The 18,286-nt window shown below is 71.0% G+C and carries 17 protein-coding genes; 13 read left to right on the top strand and 4 right to left on the bottom strand.

Translation table 11 applies throughout. The features are described from left to right. Positions 1 to 224 precede the first annotated feature (224 nt). Positions 225 to 2,972: a pyruvate dehydrogenase (acetyl-transferring), homodimeric type gene (gene aceE, locus AQI95_RS16650; RefSeq protein WP_067123623.1), complete on the top strand. Its 2,748-nt coding sequence runs from the start codon at positions 225 to 227 to the stop codon at positions 2,970 to 2,972. Between the two features lie 377 nt (positions 2,973 to 3,349). Here aceE and AQI95_RS16655 read toward each other — a convergent pair whose 3' ends face one another. Continuing rightward, entirely contained in the window at positions 3,350 to 4,969 is a 1,620-nt protein-coding gene (locus tag AQI95_RS16655) for an MFS transporter (RefSeq protein WP_067123625.1), read from the bottom strand. A 66-nt stretch (positions 4,970 to 5,035) separates the two neighbouring features. On the opposite strand from AQI95_RS16655, the gene AQI95_RS16660 reads away from it, so the two are divergent. The 3 genes from AQI95_RS16660 to AQI95_RS16670 all read left to right on the top strand — a co-directional run bounded on the left by AQI95_RS16660 (position 5,036) and on the right by AQI95_RS16670 (position 7,887). Further along, entirely contained in the window at positions 5,036 to 5,671 is a 636-nt protein-coding gene (locus AQI95_RS16660; RefSeq protein ID WP_067123627.1) for a TetR family transcriptional regulator, read from the top strand. Positions 5,672 to 5,754: 83 nt separating this feature from the next. Then, entirely contained in the window at positions 5,755 to 6,972 is a 1,218-nt protein-coding gene (locus AQI95_RS16665) for an alpha/beta hydrolase (protein WP_067123629.1), read from the top strand. A gap of 66 nt (positions 6,973 to 7,038) precedes the next feature. After that, entirely contained in the window at positions 7,039 to 7,887 is an 849-nt protein-coding gene (locus AQI95_RS16670) for a DUF4429 domain-containing protein (protein ID WP_067123631.1), read from the top strand. A gap of 53 nt (positions 7,888 to 7,940) precedes the next feature. Here AQI95_RS16670 and AQI95_RS16675 read toward each other — a convergent pair whose 3' ends face one another. Beyond that, positions 7,941 to 8,405 carry a MerR family transcriptional regulator gene (locus AQI95_RS16675; RefSeq protein ID WP_067123633.1) on the bottom strand — a complete coding sequence of 155 codons (465 nt, stop codon included), beginning with the start codon at positions 8,403 to 8,405 and terminating at the stop codon, positions 7,941 to 7,943. A 97-nt stretch (positions 8,406 to 8,502) separates the two neighbouring features. On the opposite strand from AQI95_RS16675, the gene AQI95_RS16680 reads away from it, so the two are divergent. Continuing rightward, entirely contained in the window at positions 8,503 to 8,979 is a 477-nt protein-coding gene (locus tag AQI95_RS16680) for a GNAT family N-acetyltransferase (RefSeq protein WP_067123635.1), read from the top strand. Positions 8,980 to 8,998: 19 nt separating this feature from the next. Next, positions 8,999 to 9,820 (top strand): serine hydrolase domain-containing protein, encoded by an 822-nt coding sequence (locus AQI95_RS16685; protein WP_067123637.1) that lies wholly within the window; start codon positions 8,999 to 9,001, stop codon positions 9,818 to 9,820. Here AQI95_RS16685 and AQI95_RS16690 read toward each other — a convergent pair. After that, positions 9,786 to 10,478 (bottom strand): pirin family protein, encoded by a 693-nt coding sequence (locus AQI95_RS16690; protein WP_067124083.1) that lies wholly within the window; start codon positions 10,476 to 10,478, stop codon positions 9,786 to 9,788. The two genes, AQI95_RS16685 and AQI95_RS16690, sit on opposite strands and share 35 nt — an antisense overlap. Before the next feature lie 95 nt (positions 10,479 to 10,573). On the opposite strand from AQI95_RS16690, the gene AQI95_RS16695 reads away from it, so the two are divergent. The 5 genes from AQI95_RS16695 (at position 10,574) to AQI95_RS16715 (ending at position 15,543) form a co-directional block, all read left to right on the top strand. Then, the gene (locus AQI95_RS16695; protein ID WP_067123639.1) at positions 10,574 to 11,791 is read left to right on the top strand and encodes a PucR family transcriptional regulator; all 1,218 of its coding nucleotides are present in this window, start codon (positions 10,574 to 10,576) and stop codon (positions 11,789 to 11,791) included. A gap of 89 nt (positions 11,792 to 11,880) precedes the next feature. Beyond that, positions 11,881 to 12,807, top strand: a complete 927-nt coding sequence (locus AQI95_RS16700; protein WP_067123641.1) for an ACP S-malonyltransferase — start codon at positions 11,881 to 11,883, stop codon at positions 12,805 to 12,807. 10 nt (positions 12,808 to 12,817) lie between these two features. Next, positions 12,818 to 13,849, top strand: a complete 1,032-nt coding sequence (locus tag AQI95_RS16705) for a ketoacyl-ACP synthase III (RefSeq protein WP_067123643.1) — start codon at positions 12,818 to 12,820, stop codon at positions 13,847 to 13,849. 89 nt (positions 13,850 to 13,938) lie between these two features. Then, entirely contained in the window at positions 13,939 to 14,187 is a 249-nt protein-coding gene (locus tag AQI95_RS16710) for an acyl carrier protein (RefSeq protein WP_067123645.1), read from the top strand. 84 nt (positions 14,188 to 14,271) lie between these two features. Next, positions 14,272 to 15,543 carry a beta-ketoacyl-[acyl-carrier-protein] synthase family protein gene (locus tag AQI95_RS16715; protein WP_067123647.1) on the top strand — a complete coding sequence of 424 codons (1,272 nt, stop codon included), beginning with the start codon at positions 14,272 to 14,274 and terminating at the stop codon, positions 15,541 to 15,543. Between the two features lie 82 nt (positions 15,544 to 15,625). On the opposite strand, the gene AQI95_RS16720 is transcribed toward AQI95_RS16715, so the two are convergent. Continuing rightward, positions 15,626 to 16,120 (bottom strand): DUF3145 domain-containing protein, encoded by a 495-nt coding sequence (locus tag AQI95_RS16720; RefSeq protein WP_067123649.1) that lies wholly within the window; start codon positions 16,118 to 16,120, stop codon positions 15,626 to 15,628. Between the two features lie 266 nt (positions 16,121 to 16,386). Here AQI95_RS16720 and AQI95_RS16725 point away from each other — a divergent pair, with 266 nt between their 5' ends. Beyond that, positions 16,387 to 17,280: an SGNH/GDSL hydrolase family protein gene (locus tag AQI95_RS16725; RefSeq protein ID WP_067124085.1), complete on the top strand. Its 894-nt coding sequence runs from the start codon at positions 16,387 to 16,389 to the stop codon at positions 17,278 to 17,280. A gap of 26 nt (positions 17,281 to 17,306) precedes the next feature. After that, positions 17,307 to 18,278, top strand: coding sequence for an aldose epimerase family protein (locus AQI95_RS16730; RefSeq protein ID WP_067123651.1), 972 nt, complete (start codon positions 17,307 to 17,309; stop codon positions 18,276 to 18,278). The last annotated feature ends 8 nt before the right edge of the window (positions 18,279 to 18,286 follow it).

Consider the following 18,286-nt stretch of genomic DNA (forward strand, 5'->3'; position numbering starts at 1 on the left):
CACCGTATCCCGATCCAGCGTGTTCCACATCACACACATTTGCCTGTTTTGCGGCGCCTCTCGAACACCTTTGCCAGGCACGTCACACCCCGGGCGTATCGTTGCGTTTCGACCGATGGAACCAGCGATGAGATGACGTACGCCGTCCCCAGGTACACGATGGGGGACGGTGCAGACAGGTGAAGAAAAGCAGAAAATCGGCCCTCTGACAGGTAAGGAACAGCGTGGCTTCCGGATCCGATCGCAATCCGATCATCATTGGCGGCCTTCCGAGTCAGGTTCCTGACTTCGATCCCGAAGAGACCCAGGAGTGGCTCGACTCCCTCGACGCCGCCGTGGATGAGCGCGGCCGGGAACGGGCCCGCTATCTCATGCTCCGACTGATCGAACGGGCCCGCGAGAAGCGTGTGTCCGTGCCCGAGATGCGCAGCACGGACTACGTCAACACGATCGCCACCAAGGACGAGCCGTTCTTCCCGGGCAACGAGGAGATCGAGCGCAAGATCCTCAACGCGACCCGCTGGAACGCGGCCGTGATGGTCTCGCGCGCCCAGCGCCCCGGCATCGGCGTCGGCGGCCACATCGCCACCTTCGCCTCCTCCGCCTCGCTCTACGACGTCGGCTTCAACCACTTCTTCCGCGGCAAGGACGAGGGCGACGGCGGCGACCAGGTCTTCTTCCAGGGCCACGCCTCGCCGGGCATCTACGCCCGCGCCTATCTGCTCGACCGGCTCACCCAGGACCAGCTCGACGGCTTCCGCCAGGAGAAGTCGAAGTACCCCGACGGCCTGTCCAGCTACCCGCACCCGCGCTCCATGCCGGACTTCTGGGAGTTCCCGACGGTCTCCATGGGCCTCGGCCCGCTCGGCGCGATCTACCAGGCGCGGATGAACCGCTACATGGAGGCGCGCGGCATCGCCGACACGTCCAAGTCGCACGTGTGGGCCTTCCTCGGCGACGGCGAGATGGACGAGCCGGAGTCGCTCGGCCAGCTGTCCATCGCCGCCCGCGAGGGCCTGGACAACCTGACCTTCGTCGTCAACTGCAACCTGCAGCGCCTGGACGGCCCGGTGCGCGGCAACGGCAAGATCGTCCAGGAGCTGGAGTCGATCTTCCGGGGCGCCGGCTGGAACGTGATCAAGCTGATCTGGGACCGCACCTGGGACCCGCTGCTCGCGCAGGACCGCGACGGCATCCTCGTCAACAAGATGAACACGACCCCGGACGGCCAGTTCCAGACGTACGCCACGGAGTCCGGCGCGTACATCCGCGAGCACTTCTTCGGCGACGACCACCGGCTGCGCGCGATGGTCGAGAACATGACCGACGACCAGATCCTGCACCTGGGCCGCGGCGGTCACGACCACCGCAAGATCTACGCGGCGTTCAAGGCGGCCAAGGAGCACAAGGGCCAGCCGACGGTCATCCTGGCCAAGACGATCAAGGGCTGGACGCTGGGCCCGAACTTCGAGGGCCGCAACGCCACGCACCAGATGAAGAAGCTGACGGTCGACGACCTCAAGCGCTTCCGGGACCGCCTCCACCTGCCGATCACCGACCAGCAGCTGGAGTCCGGCCTGCCGCCGTACTACCACCCGGGCCGGGACACCGACGAGATCCAGTACATGCACGACATGCGCAAGCAGTGCGGCGGGTACGTCCCGACGCGCGTCGTGCGTGCCGAGCCGCTCGCACTGCCGGACGACAAGACCTATGCGAGCGTGAAGAAGGGCTCGGGCCAGCAGTCCATCGCCACGACGATGGCGTTCGTCCGGCTCCTCAAGGACCTCATGCGGGACAAGGAGATCGGCCGGCGGTTCGTGCTGATCGCGCCGGACGAGTACCGCACGTTCGGCATGGACTCCTTCTTCCCGAGCGCGAAGATCTACAACCCGCTCGGCCAGCAGTACGAGGCGGTGGACCGGGACCTGCTCCTCGCCTACAAGGAGTCGCCGACCGGCCAGATGCTGCACGACGGCATCTCCGAGGCGGGCTGCACGGCGTCCCTGATCGCGGCCGGCTCGGCCTACGCGACACACGGCCAGCCGCTGATCCCCGTCTACGTCTTCTACTCGATGTTCGGTTTCCAGCGCACGGGTGACCAGTTCTGGCAGATGGCCGACCAGCTGGCACGCGGTTTCGTCCTGGGCGCGACCGCGGGTCGTACGACCCTGACCGGTGAGGGTCTGCAGCACGCGGACGGCCACTCGCAGCTGCTGGCCTCGACCAACCCGGCGTGCGTGGCCTACGACCCGGCGTACGCGTACGAGATCGCGCACATCGTGCAGGACGGCCTGCGCCGGATGTACGGCGGCGACGCCGAGCACCCGCACGGCGAGGACGTCTTCTACTACCTGACCGTCTACAACGAGCCCATCCAGCACCCGGCCGAGCCGGAGAACGTGGACGTCGAGGGCATCCTCAAGGGCGTCCACAGGCTGCGGCCGGGCACGGCCGGCTCGCTCCCGGCGCAGATCATGGCGTCGGGCGTGGCGGTCCCGTGGGCGCTCGAGGCCCAGCGGATCCTCGCCGAGGAGTGGAACGTGCGCGCCGACGTCTGGTCGGCCACCTCGTGGAACGAGCTGCGCCGCGAGGCGGTGGCGTGCGAGGAGCACAACCTGCTGCATCCGGAGGAGGAGCAGCGGGTGCCCTACGTGACGCGGAAGCTCAGCGCCGCCGAGGGTCCGTTCGTGGCCGTGTCCGACTGGATGCGATCGGTTCCGGACCAGATCGCGCGGTGGGTGCCGGGCACGTACCAGTCGCTCGGCGCGGACGGCTTCGGCTTCGCCGACACCCGGGGGGCGGCCCGGCGCTTCTTCCACATCGACGCGCAGTCGATCGTCGTCGCGGTGCTGACGGAACTGGCCCGGGAGGGCAAGATCGACCGGTCCGCGCTGAAGCAGGCCATCGACCGCTACCAGTTGCTGGACGTCTCGGCGGCGGATCCGGGAGCGGCGGGCGGCGACGCGTAGCGCTGCGCGGCCTTGGCGGGGGCGGCGACCGGGGTGGGGGCGCCGATTCGCTGCCGGGTGCGGATCCGTCGTGGTTGCTCGCGCAGTTCCCCGCGCCCCTTCGGAAGTTGCACTGCAACCCCCTCAGGGGTGCGGGGAACTGCGCGAGCAGCCGGGCACGGATCCCCACCCGGCGACGGTGAACGCGTCCCCACCCCGCTGCCGCCCCCGCCGAGGCGCCGCAGGCCTGCGCAGCCCCCTCCGCAACGCACGCCGCGGCCCGGCGGTCCTCCCATGTCCTGCGGAGGACTTGACCCACTGTGACCTGCGGCGTGCGTCCGGTGCGAGGGATCTTTAGCGGAGTCACCCTGATAGGGGAAATCCCGCGGGTACGGCCCTCAGATGTGGCCCACGCCCGCACCCGCCTCCGCGTTCGCACCCCGCTTGGTGAGCAGCGCGACGAGGACGGCGACCGCCGCCACGCCGGCCGCGACCAGCGAGGCGAGGCTCATGCCGGAGATGAAGGTGTCGTGGGCGACATCGGTGATCTTCGCGGCGACCTGCTCCGGAACACCCTTCGGCACCGGCGCCACACCGACCTGAACCGCCTCGGAGGCCTTGCCCAGCTGATCCGGGGTCAGCTTCGGCAGCCCGGCCCCGTTCCAGTTGCCCGCCAGGTCGCTGTCGACCCTGGAGGCCATCACGGCGCCCAGCACCGCCGTACCGAGGCTGCCGCCGATCTGCATGGCCGCCTGCTGGAGGCCGCCCGCCACGCCGGACAGCTCCATGGGGGCGTGGCCGACGATGACCTCGGTGGCGCCGACCATGACCGGTGCCAGGCCGAGGCCGAGCAGCGCGAACCAGATGGACATGACACCGCTGCCGGTGTCGGCCTTGAGCGTCGACATGCCGTACATGGCGATGGCGGTCGCGGCCATGCCGCCGGCCAGCGGGATGCGCGGGCCGAGCTTGGTGATCGCGGCGCCGGCGAGCGGCGAGCCGACGATCATCATGCCGGTGAGCGGCAGCAGGTGCAGACCCGCGTTGATCGGGCGCATGCCGTGGACGTTCTGCAGGTAGAACGTCACGAAGAACAGGCCGCCCATGAAGGCGATGGCCATGAGGACCATCAGCACGACACCCGCCGAGAGGGGGATCGAGCGGAACAGGCCGAGCGGGATCAGCGGCTCCCTGACTCTCGTCTCCCACAGGGCGAACGCGACGAAGAGCACCACGGACGCGCCGATGAAGGCCCATGTCCTGCCGTTGCCCCAGTGCCAGGCCGGGGCCTTGATGAGCGCCCACACCAGGCAGAACATCGCGCCGGAGAGCAGCGCGATGCCGGGGATGTCGAAAGAGCGCGGGGCGTTCTCGGCGCGGTGGTCGAGCAGGATCAGCACGCCCAGGAGGAGGGCGAGCGCGCCGACCGGCACGTTGATGAAGAACACCGACTGCCAGTTGACGTGCTCGACGAGGACACCGCCGAGGATCGGGCCGCCCGCGGTGGACGCGCCGATCACCATGCCCCAGATGCCGAGGGCCATGTTGAGCTTCTCGGCCGGGAAGGTGGCCCGCAGCAGGCCGAGCGCGGCCGGCATCAGCAGCGCGCCGAACAGGCCCTGGAACACGCGGAAGGTGACGACCGCGGCGATGCTGCTCGACAGGCCGATGGCGCCCGAGGCGGCGGCGAAGCCGGTGACGCCGATGAGGAAGGTCTGCCGGTGGCCGAAGCGGTCACCGAGCTTGCCCGCGGTGATCAGGGAGACCGCGAGGGCGAGGAAGTAGCCGTTGGTGATCCACTGCACCTGGGCGAAGGTGGCCCCCAGGTCCTTCTGGATCGCCGGGTTGGCGATGGCGACGATGGTGCCGTCGAGGGCCACCATCATGACGCCTACGGCGACGGTGATGAGGGTGAGCCACGGATGGCCGCGCAGCCCCGCGGCCGGAGCCGACGCGGGCGGGGCGGCCGAGCTTTTGTCCCCCGGCCCCGTCGCGTCGACGGTGGTCTGACTAGTCATACGAACGAGGTTAGTGTCAGCCTCTGACAATTGACAAACCATTTCATCCGTCAGTAACTGACACCCATGGAAACACTGCGGGAACGCAAGAAACAGCGCACACGGGAGGCGCTGCTGCGGGCCGCCCTGGAGCTGTTCACGACCCAGGGCTACGAGCACACCACCGTCGACGAGATCGCCGAGGCCGTCGACGTCTCCCAGCGCACCTTCTTCCGCTACTTCGCCGGCAAGGAGGACGCGGCCTTCGCCGTGCAGGCCATGACGGAGGAGCACTTCGTGGCCGCCGTACGGGCGCGCCCGGCCCACGAGGCACCGATGGAGGCCCTGCGGCAGGCGATCCTGCAGGGCTGGGACGCGATCCGCGGGACCGTCGAGACGGCCGTCCCGATCGATCTGCATCTGCGCATGTACCGGACGATCGAGTCCACGCCCGCGCTGCTCGCCGCCCACCTGCGCCGCTCGGCCGCCACCGAGGAGACGATCGCGCGCCTGCTGGCCGAGCGCGAGGGTGTGGACGTGGACGCCGACCCCCGGCCGCGACTCGCCGTGGCCGTGTTCGGCGCCGTGATGAGGGTCACGGAACGGCAGTGGTGCAAGGGCGACGACCTCAGCCTGGGCGCCGTCCGCCAACTCACCGCGTCCTACCTGGACCAGGTGGGTTCGGCGCTCACCGGGAACTGGCGCGCGGACCGAGATCACTGACGGGGCGTTCGGCGTATCACGAAACGTGATACCTGTCACTCGGTTACCCCGAGACCCCGCCGTTCTCCTAGTGTGTCCTCCCAGTGACTTCCTTCGATACCTCCCCGCAACTGAACGTCTGGCGCGCACTGCTGGCGCTGGCCGTGGTGTTCGTGATGCTCGCGACCACCGGCTGGACCGCCCTGCGCACCCACCGGGAGTCGACCGAACTGCAGGCCTCGCTCGACAAGTGGCGACACGGCACCGTCCACGGCCTCCACCTGCCGGACCCCGAGGCCGCGCCGGCCCGGCTCAGCCGTTTCTTCACCTCCCTCGGCGCCGAGGACCAGGCCCGTCTCGCCCACCGCTACCCGCTCGCGGTCGGCAACATGAACGGCGCCCCGGTCACCCTGCGCTACCGCGCCAACCACATCGCGCTGGACCAGGCCCGCAAGGTCGAGAAGAAGCGCATGCACGACAGCCGGCTCAGCGCGGCCGGGCAGCAGGACGCGGGCCGTCGTATGCACCGCTACGAGGCCCTGCTGAGCCCCGGCCGGCAGGTCCTCGCCTTCGACCCCGAGGGCTCGGGCCGCGTCGCGGAGGTGTTCGGGAACCTGGACACGGCCCAGCGGATCTCGGTCGTCGTCCCCGGCGTCGACACCGATCTGCTCACCTTCCAGAAGACCTACCGCCCCTACAGCGCCCCGGTCGGCATGGCCAAGGCGCTGTACGCGGCGGAGCGCGCCCAGAGCCCCACGACCCGGACGGCCGTGATCGCCTGGGCCGACTACACCGCCCCCGACGGACTCGGCGTGGACGCGGCCACCGGCCTGCGCGCCGAGGAGGGCGCCGTGCGGCTGAACGCCATGCTGGGCGGCCTGCCCGGCAGGGCCCCGGTGGCGGCGATCTGCCACAGCTACGGCACGGTGGTCTGCGGTGTCGCCGCGCACGCCATGCCGGACCGGGTGACCGACATAGCGGTGGCCGCGAGCCCCGGCATGCGGGTCTCCGCCGCCTCCCACCTGGACACCTCTGCCCGGGTGTGGGCCATGCGGGACGCCACCGACTGGATCCAGGACGTGCCGTATCTGGAGCTGGGCGGGCTCGGGCACGGTGCCGATCCGGTGTCCTCGGAGTTCGGCGCGCGTGTGCTGTCCGCCCGGGACGCCAAGGGTCACGCCGGCTATTTCCAGCCCGGCACGGACAGCCTGCGCAATCTCGCCGACGTCGGCGTCGGCGCGTACGACGCGGTGACGTGCGCACGCGAGAACGACGCGTGCCGGGCCGGTGCGTCCGGCACGACGACGGCCGGACGCGCGTAGAAACAGCAGGAAGTGCGGTCTGCGCGGGTGGCGACGGAGGAGCACGTGCCGCATACGATGAGCCGCATGGGTGACGTACTGGCGGGATTTCATGCCGTCTGGGAGTTCGAGTCCGACTCCGTGCTCATCCGTTACGAACGGGGGATTCGGACACCGAAGCTGTTCCAGGCGCTCGGGGAGCGGCGTATCCCGCTGTCCGCGGTCGAGGGCGTGACGCTCGCGCCGGGCAGGCGCGGCACCGTCGTCCTGCGGCTGCTGCCGCGCGCCGGCGCCGATCCGCTGGTGGAGGCGGCGGCCGGGCAGCTGAAGGACGGCTCCGATCCGTACCGGCTGGTGCTGCCGGCCGAGCGCGAGACCCTCGCCGAGTACTACGCGGACGAGTTGAAGGGGCTGCTCACCGAGTCCGGGCCCGTCGAGCGCCATCTGGTGGCCGCGCCCGAGGCGCCGCTGTCGTTCAAGGCGTACGACGGAAAGGCGTCGTTCGACGGTACGGCGGTGCAGTTCCGCTGGTCGTGGACGGGCGCGTCGTCGGCGAAGTGGAAGGCCGGCGACCAGAGCCTCGCGGTCACCGACCTGAGCGGCGTGGAGTGGCGGTCACCGGAGGTGTTCGAGGGCCATCTGCGGCTGGTGCGCCGCGACGCGGCCCCGGACGCGCCCGTGCAGGCCGATCAGGATCCGGCGGCCGTCGTCTTCGGGCTGGGGTACGGGCCGGTGCACGAGTCGCTGCCGTTCGCCGCGGCGGTCCTGGCCGCCGTACGCACGCGGGGGCCGGTACCCGCGGTGCCGGCCCCGCCGCGGCGCGACCCCGCCGACATCGCCGAGCGCATCCGGCATCTGGGCGAGCTGCACCAGGCCGGGTTGGTCACCGACGAGGAGTTCGCCGGCAAGAAGGCCGAGCTGCTGGCCGAGCTGTAGCCCCCGGGCCGGCCGCCGCTCCCAGGCGAAAGGTCACGCGAGCCCGGCGTCGGTCATCGGGGGCTCCCCTCTCTCGCGTAGAAGCCGATCTTCAGGTCCAGCACGGCGAGCGTGTCCCGCAGTTCGGCGATCCGGCTCAGGACGTCCCGGCGGGTCGACTCCAGCAGGGCCTGCCGCTGCGGATAGGTGCTCTCGCCCTCGCGGACCATCTCCGCGTACCGGACCATGTCCGCCACCGGCATGCCGGTCAGCCGCAGCTTGGTCACGAAGTCCAGCCAGTCCAGGTCGCGGTTGCTGTAGCGCCGCTGGCCGGTGTGCGAACGGTCGACGTGCGGCATCAGGCCGATCCGCTCGTACCAGCGCAGGGTGTGCGCGGTCAGGCCGGTGAACACGACGACCTCGCTGATCGTGTAGCGGTCCTGGCCGTCGGGTCGCGGATGGCGCCTGGGCGGGGCGGAGCAGATGTCGGCGGGGGCCGTTGGTCCGGTGTCCGCTGGCGTGGTCTGCATCACCGTCATGGTCTCCACGCTATGGCCTTCGAGTGCACTCCAAGCAAGCGGATCGGGTAAGAAATCCGCAGGACGCGAGCCTGGTCGCACCGCTAGCGTGCGGCGCATGAGTCTTGCACGGCGGGCGCTGCCCGAGGACGCCGGTGAAGTGCTGCGGCTGCGGCAGGTCATGATCGACTCGCTCTGGAGCGCGGGCGGCGCCGGGCCGACCGAGTGGCATGCCGAGTCCCTGCCGACGCTGCGGGAGCGGCTCGCGCAGAGCGACGCGGACTTCGCGGCCTTCGTCGTCGAGCGTCCGGACCGGCCGGGGGCGCTGGCCGCGCTGGCGGCCGGAACGCTGGAGTACCGCATCGGCAGGGCCGGCAATCCGCACGGGCGCGTGGGGCACGTGTTCAGCGTGGCGACCGACCCGGACGCCCGGCACCGCGGGTACGCGCGCGCGTGCATGGAGGAGCTGCTGGCCTGGTTCCGGGCCCGGGGCGCCGGGCATGTGCTGCTCAACGCCTCCCCGGCGGCCGAACCGCTGTACGCCTCGCTCGGCTTCACGCGCGACCCGGACCCGTCGATGCGGCTGCTCCTGTGAGCCGCATAGGCTCGGCACCATGTCGTTGAACAGCCTGGCCTCGATCGAGAACTGGCCCGTGCCCACCGCGGCGGCGGGCGTCGTACGAGCCGACGGGACCGTCCTCGGGACGCACGGCCCCCTCGGGCACCGCTTCCCGCTCGCCTCGGTCACCAAGCCGCTGGCGGCCTACGCGGCGCTCGTCGCGTACGAGGAGGGCGCGATCGAGCTGGACGAACCGGCCGGGCCGCCCGACTCGACCGTGCGCCATCTGCTCGCCCACACCTCCGGGCTGGCCTTCGACGAGCACCGGGTGACGGCTCCGCCCGGGGAGCGGCGGCTGTACTCCAACGCCGGGTTCGAGCAGCTCGGCGACCACATCGCCAAGGCCGCGGACATTCCCTTCCCGGAGTATCTGCGCCAGGCGGTGCTGGAGCCGCTGGGGATGACGTCGACGACGCTGGAGGGCTCGCCGGCCAAGGACGGGGTGTCGACGGTCTCCGACCTCCTCCGGTTCGCGGCGGAGGTGCAGATGCCGCGGCTGCTGGATCCGCGGACGGTCGCACAGGCGATGAGCGTGCAGTATCCGGGGACGAAGGGGGTGCTGCCGGGGTACGGGCACCAGAACCCGAACGACTGGGGGCTGGGGTTCGAGATCCGGGACGCCAAGTCGCCGCACTGGACCGGGAGTTCGTCGTCTGCGCGGACCTTCGGCCACTTCGGCCAGTCCGGTACGTTCCTGTGGATCGACCCGGACGCGGGGGTGGCGTGCGCCGCCCTGACCGACAGGGCGTTCGGGCCCTGGGCGGTCGAGGCGTGGCCGGTGTTCACGGACGGGGTGCTGGCGGAACTGCGCGGCTGAGGTCCGCCGGGGCCATCTCCCACATCAGCAGCTCCGCCGCCGTCGCCGCCACCGCCGACAGATCGCCCGCGTCCGTGAGCCGCGCCGAGTCGCCCGGCCCGAGCGTCTGCCCGGCGAGCGCGATCTCGCCCCGGACCACATGGGCGTACACGTACGCCGCGTCCGGCACGGCCGTCCGCTCGCCGGCGGCCAGGCGGCGGACGTGCAGCATCGCCCCCGCCTCCGGGACGGCGTACGGCGTGGAGTCGGCGATCCCCGGGACGATCTCGTACGACGGCTCCCCGCCGGGCTCCCGCGGGGCCAGCCACATCTGGACGAAGGTCAGCGGCAGCGATCCGTCGTTGCGCTCCACGTGCCGCACGCCCGCGGCCGCGCTGAGCCGTTGCACGTCGCCGGGGCGTACCCGGCTCTCGTGGCCGGTGGAGTCGCGGTGGGTCAGTTCGCCCTCGACCACCCATGTGACGATCTCGGTGTGGCTGTGCGGGTGTTCGTCGAAGCCGGCGCCGGGCGCGAGCCGCTCCTCGTTGCAGGCGATCACCGCTCCGAAGCGCAGGTTGCCGGGGTCGTAGTGCGGCCCGAAGGAGAAGGCGTGCCACGACTGGATGCCGGCCTCCGCGTCGCCCCCCGGGTAGCGCTCACCGGCGCGCCGTACGTCCATCACGCGCACCACCGTAGACCGGCCGCGGGCCGCCCGGCGCCCGCACCTCGACCCGGCGGCGCACGGCGGCGTCCGGATAAGGCAGTCTTGTCCCCGTGCCCGAACCCGAATCCCACAGCGGCGTGCCGCACGCCGATCACCACGCACACGACGTCCACCCGCACGCCGCGACCCTGAAGCGGCTGGAGAAGTCCTCCGGGTCCCTCGCCGCGCAGGCCATCGCGCGCATGGACGAGACCCTGTCGTGGTACCGGGCCATGCCTCCCGAGAACCGCTCCTGGATCGGGCTGGTCGCCCAGGCGGGCATCGCGGCCTTCACCGAGTGGTTCCGGCATCCGGACGCCCCGCAGGCGATCTCCACCGATGTCTTCGGGACGGCGCCGCGCGAGCTGACCCGGGCCATCACGCTGCGGCAGACCGTGGAGATGGTGCGGACCACCATCGAGGTCATGGAGAGCGCCATCGACGAGGTGGCCGCCCCCGGCGACGAGAGCGTGCTGCGCGAGGCGCTGCTCGTGTACGCCCGGGAGATCGCCTTCGCCACCGCGCAGGTGTACGCGCAGGCCGCCGAGGCACGCGGTGCCTGGGACGCCCGGCTGGAGTCGCTGGTCGTCAACGCGGTGCTCAGCGGAGAGGCCGACGAGGGGGCCGTCAGCCGGGCCGCCGCGCTCGGCTGGAACTCGCCGGAGCATGTGTGCGTCGTGCTCGGGACCGCGCCCGACGGGGACAGCGAGTTGACCGTCGAGGCGATCCGGCGGGCCTCTCGCCACGCCAAGCTGCAGGTGCTCACCGGCGTGCTCGGGGATCGGCTCGTGGTGATCGCCGGGGGCAGCAGCAATCCGCTGGCCGTCGCCAAGTCGCTGATCGGGCCCTTCGCCGCCGGGCCGGTCGTCGCGGGGCCCGTCGTACCGGATCTGCTGGCCGCCACGCGGTCCGCGCAGGCCGCCGCCGCGGGACTGAAGGCCTGCTCGGCCTGGCAGGACGCGCCGCGGCCGGTGCTGGCGGACGATCTGCTGCCGGAGCGTGCGATCGCGGGCGATCCGAGCGCCCGCGAGCAGCTGGTGGAGGAGATCTACAGACCGTTGGAGGAAGCGGGGTCCGCGCTGCTGGAAACCCTGAGTGTCTACCTGGAGCAGGCGAGCAGCCTCGAAGGCGCGGCCCGGATGCTCTTCGTTCACCCGAACACCGTGCGCTACCGGCTCCGACGTGTGACTGACGTCACCGGTTGGTCGCCATCGGATGTACGATCCGCGTTCACACTGCGGATCGCGCTCATCCTCGGGCGTCTGGCCGACGGTGAGGCCCAGGCATAGGGTTTTGTCGGGGGCCCACAAAAGCCCTTCGTGTTCTTCGTCCCTGTCCCCACGGGCGGCCCTGGCCGTCCCCAAGAGAGAGTGTGAGAGTGCTCGTACTCGTCGCTCCCGGCCAGGGCGCCCAGACGCCTGGCTTCCTGACTCCCTGGCTCGATCTCCCCGGTGCCGCGGACCGCGTCGCCGCATGGTCGGACGCCATCGGACTGGACCTGGTGCACTACGGCACCCAGGCCGACGCCGACGCAATCCGTGACACCGCGGTGGCCCAGCCGCTGCTGGTCGCCGCCGGAATCCTGTCCGCCGCGGCACTCGGTGACATGTCCGTGATCGCTCCGGGCGCCGTCGCCGGCCACAGCGTCGGCGAGTTCACGGCCGCCGCTGTCGCGGGCGTGCTGGACGACACGGACGCGCTGACTCTGGTCCGCAAGCGGGGTCTGGCGATGGCCGATGCCGCCGCGATCACCGAGACCGGTATGTCGGCCCTGCTCGGCGGCGACCCCGAGACCTCACTCGCGCACCTGGAGAAGCTGGGCCTGACCCCGGCGAACATCAACGGCGCGGGCCAGATCGTGGCCGCGGGCACGCTGGAGCAGCTCGCCGCGCTGAGCGAGGACAAGCCCGAGGGCGTCCGCAAGGTCGTCGCGCTGAAGGTCGCCGGCGCCTTCCACACCCAGCACATGGCTCCCGCCGTCGAGACGCTGGCCAAGGCCGCCGCCGAGCTGACGCCCGCCGACCCCGGGCTCCCTTACGTCTCCAACAAGGACGGCCGCACCGTCGCGGCCGGCGCCGAGATCCTGGAGCGGCTGGTCGGCCAGGTCGCGAACCCCGTGCGCTGGGACCTGTGCATGGAGACGTTCAAGGAGCTGGGCGTCACCGCGCTCATCGAGGTGTGCCCGGGTGGCACGCTGACCGGCCTGGCCAAGCGGGCGCTGCCCGGCGTCAAGACGCTGGCCCTGAAGACCCCCGACGACCTCGACACGGCCCGCGAGCTGATCGCGGAGCACGCCGCCGCCTAAGGAGCCGTACATGGCGAAGATCAAGCCCAGCAAGGGCGCCCCGTATGCGCGCATCCTCGGCGTCGGCGGCTACCGCCCCACCCGGGTGGTGCCCAACGAGGTGATCCTCGAGAAGATCGACTCCTCCGACGAGTGGATCCGCTCGCGCTCGGGCATCGAGACCCGGCACTGGGCGGGGCCCGAGGAGACCGTGGCCGCGATGTCCGTCGAGGCCTCCGGCAAGGCGATCGCGGACGCCGGCATCGACGCCGAGCAGATCGGTGCCGTGGTCGTCTCGACCGTCTCGCACTTCAGCCAGACCCCGGCCGTGGCCACGGAGATCGCCGACAAGCTGGGCACCGACAAGGCCGCCGCCTTCGACATCTCGGCCGGCTGCGCGGGCTTCGGCTACGGCCTGACCCTCGCCAAGGGCATGGTGGTGGAAGGTTCCGCCGAGTACGTGCTCGTCATCGGCGTGGAGCGACTGAGCGACCTGACCGACCGGGAGGACCGGGCCACGGCCTTCCTGTTCGGTGACGGCGCCGGCGCGGTCGTCGTCGGTCCCTCGCAGGAGCCGGCGATCGGCCCGACCGTGTGGGGCTCGGAGGGCGACAAGTCCGAGACCATCAAGCAGACCGTGCCGTGGGACCGGTTCAGGATCGGCGACGTGTCCGAACTGCCCCTCGACAGCGAGGGCAACGTCAAGTTCCCCGCGATCACCCAGGAAGGCCAGGCGGTGTTCCGCTGGGCCGTGTACGAGATGGCGAAGGTCGCCCAGCAGGCGCTGGACGCGGCCGGGATCAGCCCGGACGACCTGGACGTCTTCATCCCGCACCAGGCCAATGTGCGGATCATCGACTCGATGGTGAAGACTCTCAAACTGCCGGAGCATGTCACGGTCGCCCGGGACATCCGCACCACCGGCAACACCTCGGCCGCCTCGATTCCGCTCGCGATGGAGCGGCTCCTGGCGACCGGGGAGGCGAAGAGCGGTGACACCGCGCTCGTCATCGGATTCGGGGCGGGTCTCGTCTACGCCGCCACGGTCGTTACCCTCCCCTAGGCACTCCGTGCCGGATCGTGTGATCCAGCGCGGCAGCAATGTGCCACAAACCGTCTGAAACATCGAGACATCGAAGAAGGAGCGCCAACATGGCCGCCACTCAGGAAGAGATCGTCAAGGGTCTCGCCGAGATCGTTAACGAGATCGCCGGCATCCCGGTTGAGGACGTCCAGTTGGACAAGTCCTTCACCGACGACCTGGACGTCGACTCGCTGTCCATGGTCGAGGTCGTCGTCGCCGCCGAGGAGCGCTTCGACGTGAAGATCCCCGACGAGGACGTCAAGAACCTCAAGACCGTCGGCGACGCCACCGACTACATCCTCAAGCACCAGGCCTGAGCCACCCTCTAGGCCCAGGCTGCAAGGCCCCGCCACCCGGCGGTGGCGCCGCTGAATCCCGTATCCGTTGGAGAAAGAATTCCCGTGAGCCCGACCAATCGCACCGTGGTCGTCACCGGTATCGGCGCAACCACACCGCTGGGTGGCGACGCAGCCTCGACCTGGGAGGCCCTGATCGCCGGCACGTCCGGTGTCAAGCCCCTGGAGCAGGAGTGGGCGGCCGAGCAGGCCGTCCGTATCGCGGCTCCGATCGCCGTGGAGCCCACCGAGGTCATCCCGCGGCCGCAGGCCCGCAAGCTGGACCGTTCCGCGCAGTTCGCTCTGATCGCCGCTCAGGAGGCCTGGAAGGACGCGGGCTTCACCGACAAGGCCGGTGAGGACTCCAGCGTCGACCCGGACCGGCTGGGCGCCGTCATCGCCTCCGGCATCGGCGGTGTGACGACCCTGCTCGACCAGTACGACGTGCTGCGGGAGAAGGGCGTCCGCCGCGTCTCCCCGCACACCGTCCCCATGCTGATGCCGAACGGCCCCTCGGCCAACGTGGGCCTGCTCGTGGGCGCCCGTGCGGGCGTGCACACGCCGGTCTCCGCGTGCGCCTCGGGCGCCGAGGCCATCGGCTACGCCATCGAGATGATCCGCACCGGCCGCGCCGACGTCGTCGTCGCCGGCGGTACGGAAGCCGCCATCCACCCGCTGCCGATCGCCGCGTTCGGCAACATGATGGCGATGTCCAAGAACAACGAGAACCCGCAGGGTGCCTCGCGCCCCTACGACGTCGCCCGTGACGGCTTCGTCCTCGGCGAGGGTGCCGGCGTCGTCGTCCTGGAGTCCGCCGAGCACGCCGCGAAGCGCGGGGCGCGCGTGTACGCGGAGGCCGTCGGGCAGGGCGTCTCCGCCGACAGCCACGACATCGTGCAGCCGGAGCCGGAGGGCCGCGGCATCTCGCACGCGCTGCAGAACCTGCTGGACAACACCGACCTGGACCCGGCCGAGATCGTGCACGTCAACGCGCACGCCACCTCGACGCCGGCCGGTGACATCGCCGAGCTGAAGGCGCTGCGGAAGGTGTTCGGCGACGACGCGGACCACATGGCGGTCTCCGCGACCAAGTCGATGACCGGTCACCTGCTCGGTGGTGCGGGCGGCGTGGAGTCGGTCGCGGTCGTGCTCGCGCTGTACCACCGGGTGGCGCCGCCGACCATCAACGTCGAGAACATCGACCCCGAGGCGGAGGCCAACGCCGACGTCGTCCGGGGCGAGGCACGGAAGCTGCCCGTCGAGGGCCGTATCGCCGCGCTGAACGACTCGTTCGGATTCGGTGGGCACAACGTGGTGCTGGCGTTCCGGACCGTCTGAGAACACCGTACGAGAACACGGACGAGGGCCCCTGCCGAACGGCGGGGGCCCTCGTCCGTGCGCGAAGCGGGACGGCGCGGACTCACACCACCTGGTGCAGCCAGCGCACCGGGGCGCCTTCGCCCGCGTACCTGAACGGCTCCAGTTCGTCGTCCCACGGCTTGCCGAGGAGCTTGGCGATCTCCGCCTCCAGCTCCGTCTCGCCGCGCTGGGCGCGGGTCAGCGCCGCGCGCAGCCGGTCCTCGGGGATGAGGATGTCGCCGTGGATGCCGGTGACGGCGTGGAAGATGCCGAGGTCGGGAGTGCAGCTGTAGCGCTCGCCCTCGGCGGTCGGACAGGGCTCGGCGGTCACCTCGAAACGCAGCAGGTGCCAACCGCGCAGCGCGGAGGCCAGCTTGGAGGCCGTACCGGCCTCGCCCTGCCAGGAGAACTCCGAGCGCCAGGTGCCGGGGGCCGCGGGCTGCCGGATCCAGTCGAGACTGACACGCGTGCCGAGCACCCCGGCGACGGCCCACTCGACATGCGGGCACAGCGCGCGCGGCGCGGAGTGCACGTACAGAACTCCACGTGTCGTCACCCGAACCTCCGGACAGAGCGGGACATCTTGCGGACTGGCTGGCGGCTGTGGCGCGACGGCCGCGTTGATGGCGAGGCTACCCTGCGGCGGTGCAAGGAGTGTGACGTACCGTCGGTCCCGGTGCCAGGAAACCTCCGCCATTCACCCAGGGGGACGCTTGTACGGGGGTGCTCCGTTCCAAGGCACCCGGTCGGGAACCCTCGCACGTTGTTATGGGAGGAAGCACCGAAGACACCGGATTCGACGACCGAGGGGATCAGCAGGGGATGCGGAAGCGAAGCAGCCGTGGGCGCGCCGCTCTCGCCGTCATGGCGGTCGCCGTGCTGGGCGTCGCCGGATGCGACGTCATGGGCGGGAGTTCGCCCGCGCCCGAGAGCACCAGGGCGCACGCCGCCAAGCCCGCGCCGCTGTGGAACCGCAGCCCGAGCTCGATCGCCGCGGTCGGTGACTCCATCACGCGCGGCTTCGACGCGTGCACGGTGCTCTCGGACTGCCCCGAGGTGTCGTGGGCGACGGGCAGCGACGCGAAGGTCGACAGCCTGGCGGTGCGGCTGCTCGGCGTCGAGGGCGCGGCGGAGCGCAGCTGGAACTACGCGGAGACCGGGGCCCGCATGGCGGACCTGCCGGAGCAGATGTCCCAGGCGGCGGGGCGCGACCCCGAGTTGGTCACGGTGATGGCGGGCGCGAACGACGCCTGCCGGTCGTCGGCGGCGGCGATGACCTCGGTGACCGCCTTCCGCGCGGACTTCGAGGAGGCACTGCGCACGCTGCGTTCGGCCCACCCGAAGACGCAGGTGTACGTGGCGAGCGTGCCGAACCTGAAGCGGCTGTGGTCGCAGGGGCGGACCAATCCGCTGGGCAAGCAGGTGTGGAAGCTCGGCATCTGCCCGTCGATGCTGTCCGACGCGGACGATCTGAGCGGGGCTGCCGTGGTGCGCCGGGACCGGGTGCAGCAGCGGGTGGTGGAGTACAACAAGGTGCTGAAGGAGGTCTGCGCCAAGGACCGCCGCTGCCGTTTCGACGGGGGCGCGGTCTACGACTACCGCTTCGACACGGACCAGCTCAGCCACTGGGACTGGTTCCATCCCGGCAAGGACGGCCAGGCCCGGCTCGCGGCGATCGCGTACCGGACGATCACCGCCGCCGGTCCGGTTGCTTAGGGCATTGATCGCCTAGGGTTTTCCATATGAACGAACTCTTCGGCACGCTTTCCGACGGCACCGAGGTCCACCTCTGGACGCTGGAGCGCGCGGGGACGCGGGTGGAGGTCCTGACGTACGGCGCGATCGTGCGCTCGGTCCGGGTGCCGGACCGGGAGGGCCGGACGGCGGAGGTGGTGCTGGGGTTCGCCGGCCTGGACGGCTATCTCGCGCACCCGGGGCCGTACTTCGGCGCCCTCGTCGGCCGGTACGCCAACCGGATCGCGCACGCCCGCTTCCCGCTGGACGGCGTGGTCTACGCCCTGGAGCCGAACAGCGGCCCGAACTCCCTGCACGGCGGCGCCCGCGGTTTCGACAAGCGGGTCTGGGCGGCGGAGCCGGTCGAGGGCGGGGTGCGGCTGAGCCGGGTCGGTCCGCACGGTGAGGAGGGCTTTCCGGGCCGGCTGGAGGTGTCGGCCACGTACACGCTGGACGCCTGCGGTGCGCTGCGGATCGCGTACGAGGCGGTCACGGACGCGCCGACCGTGATCAACCTCACCAACCACAGCTACTTCAACCTGGCCGGCTCGGGCCATGCGGGCGGGCACGAACTGCGGCTCGCCGCCTCCCGTTTCACCCCCGTCGACGCCGACCTGATTCCGACGGGGGTCCTGGCGGACGTGGCCGGCTCCCGGTTCGACTTCCGCGCGTCCCGCACGGTCGGCTCGGGCTACGACCACAACTTCGTCCTGGACAAGGGCGTGACCACCGACCCGCAGGAGGCCGCCGAGCTGCACGACCCGGCCTCCGGGCGGACCCTGACCGTGGCCACGACCGAACCGGGCGTCCAGCTCTACACCGCCGACCACCTCGCGAGCCCGTTCGCCCCGGGCGACGGCATCGCCCTGGAGACCCAGCACTTCCCCGACTCCCCGAACCACCCGGACTTCCCGAGCACGGTGCTGCGGCCGGGCGAGACCTTCAGGTCGCAGACGGTGTACGTGTTCTCGGCACGCTGAGCGCCGAC

The sequence above is a fragment of the Streptomyces yokosukanensis genome, from assembly GCF_001514035.1.
GTDB lineage: Bacteria > Actinomycetota > Actinomycetes > Streptomycetales > Streptomycetaceae > Streptomyces > Streptomyces yokosukanensis.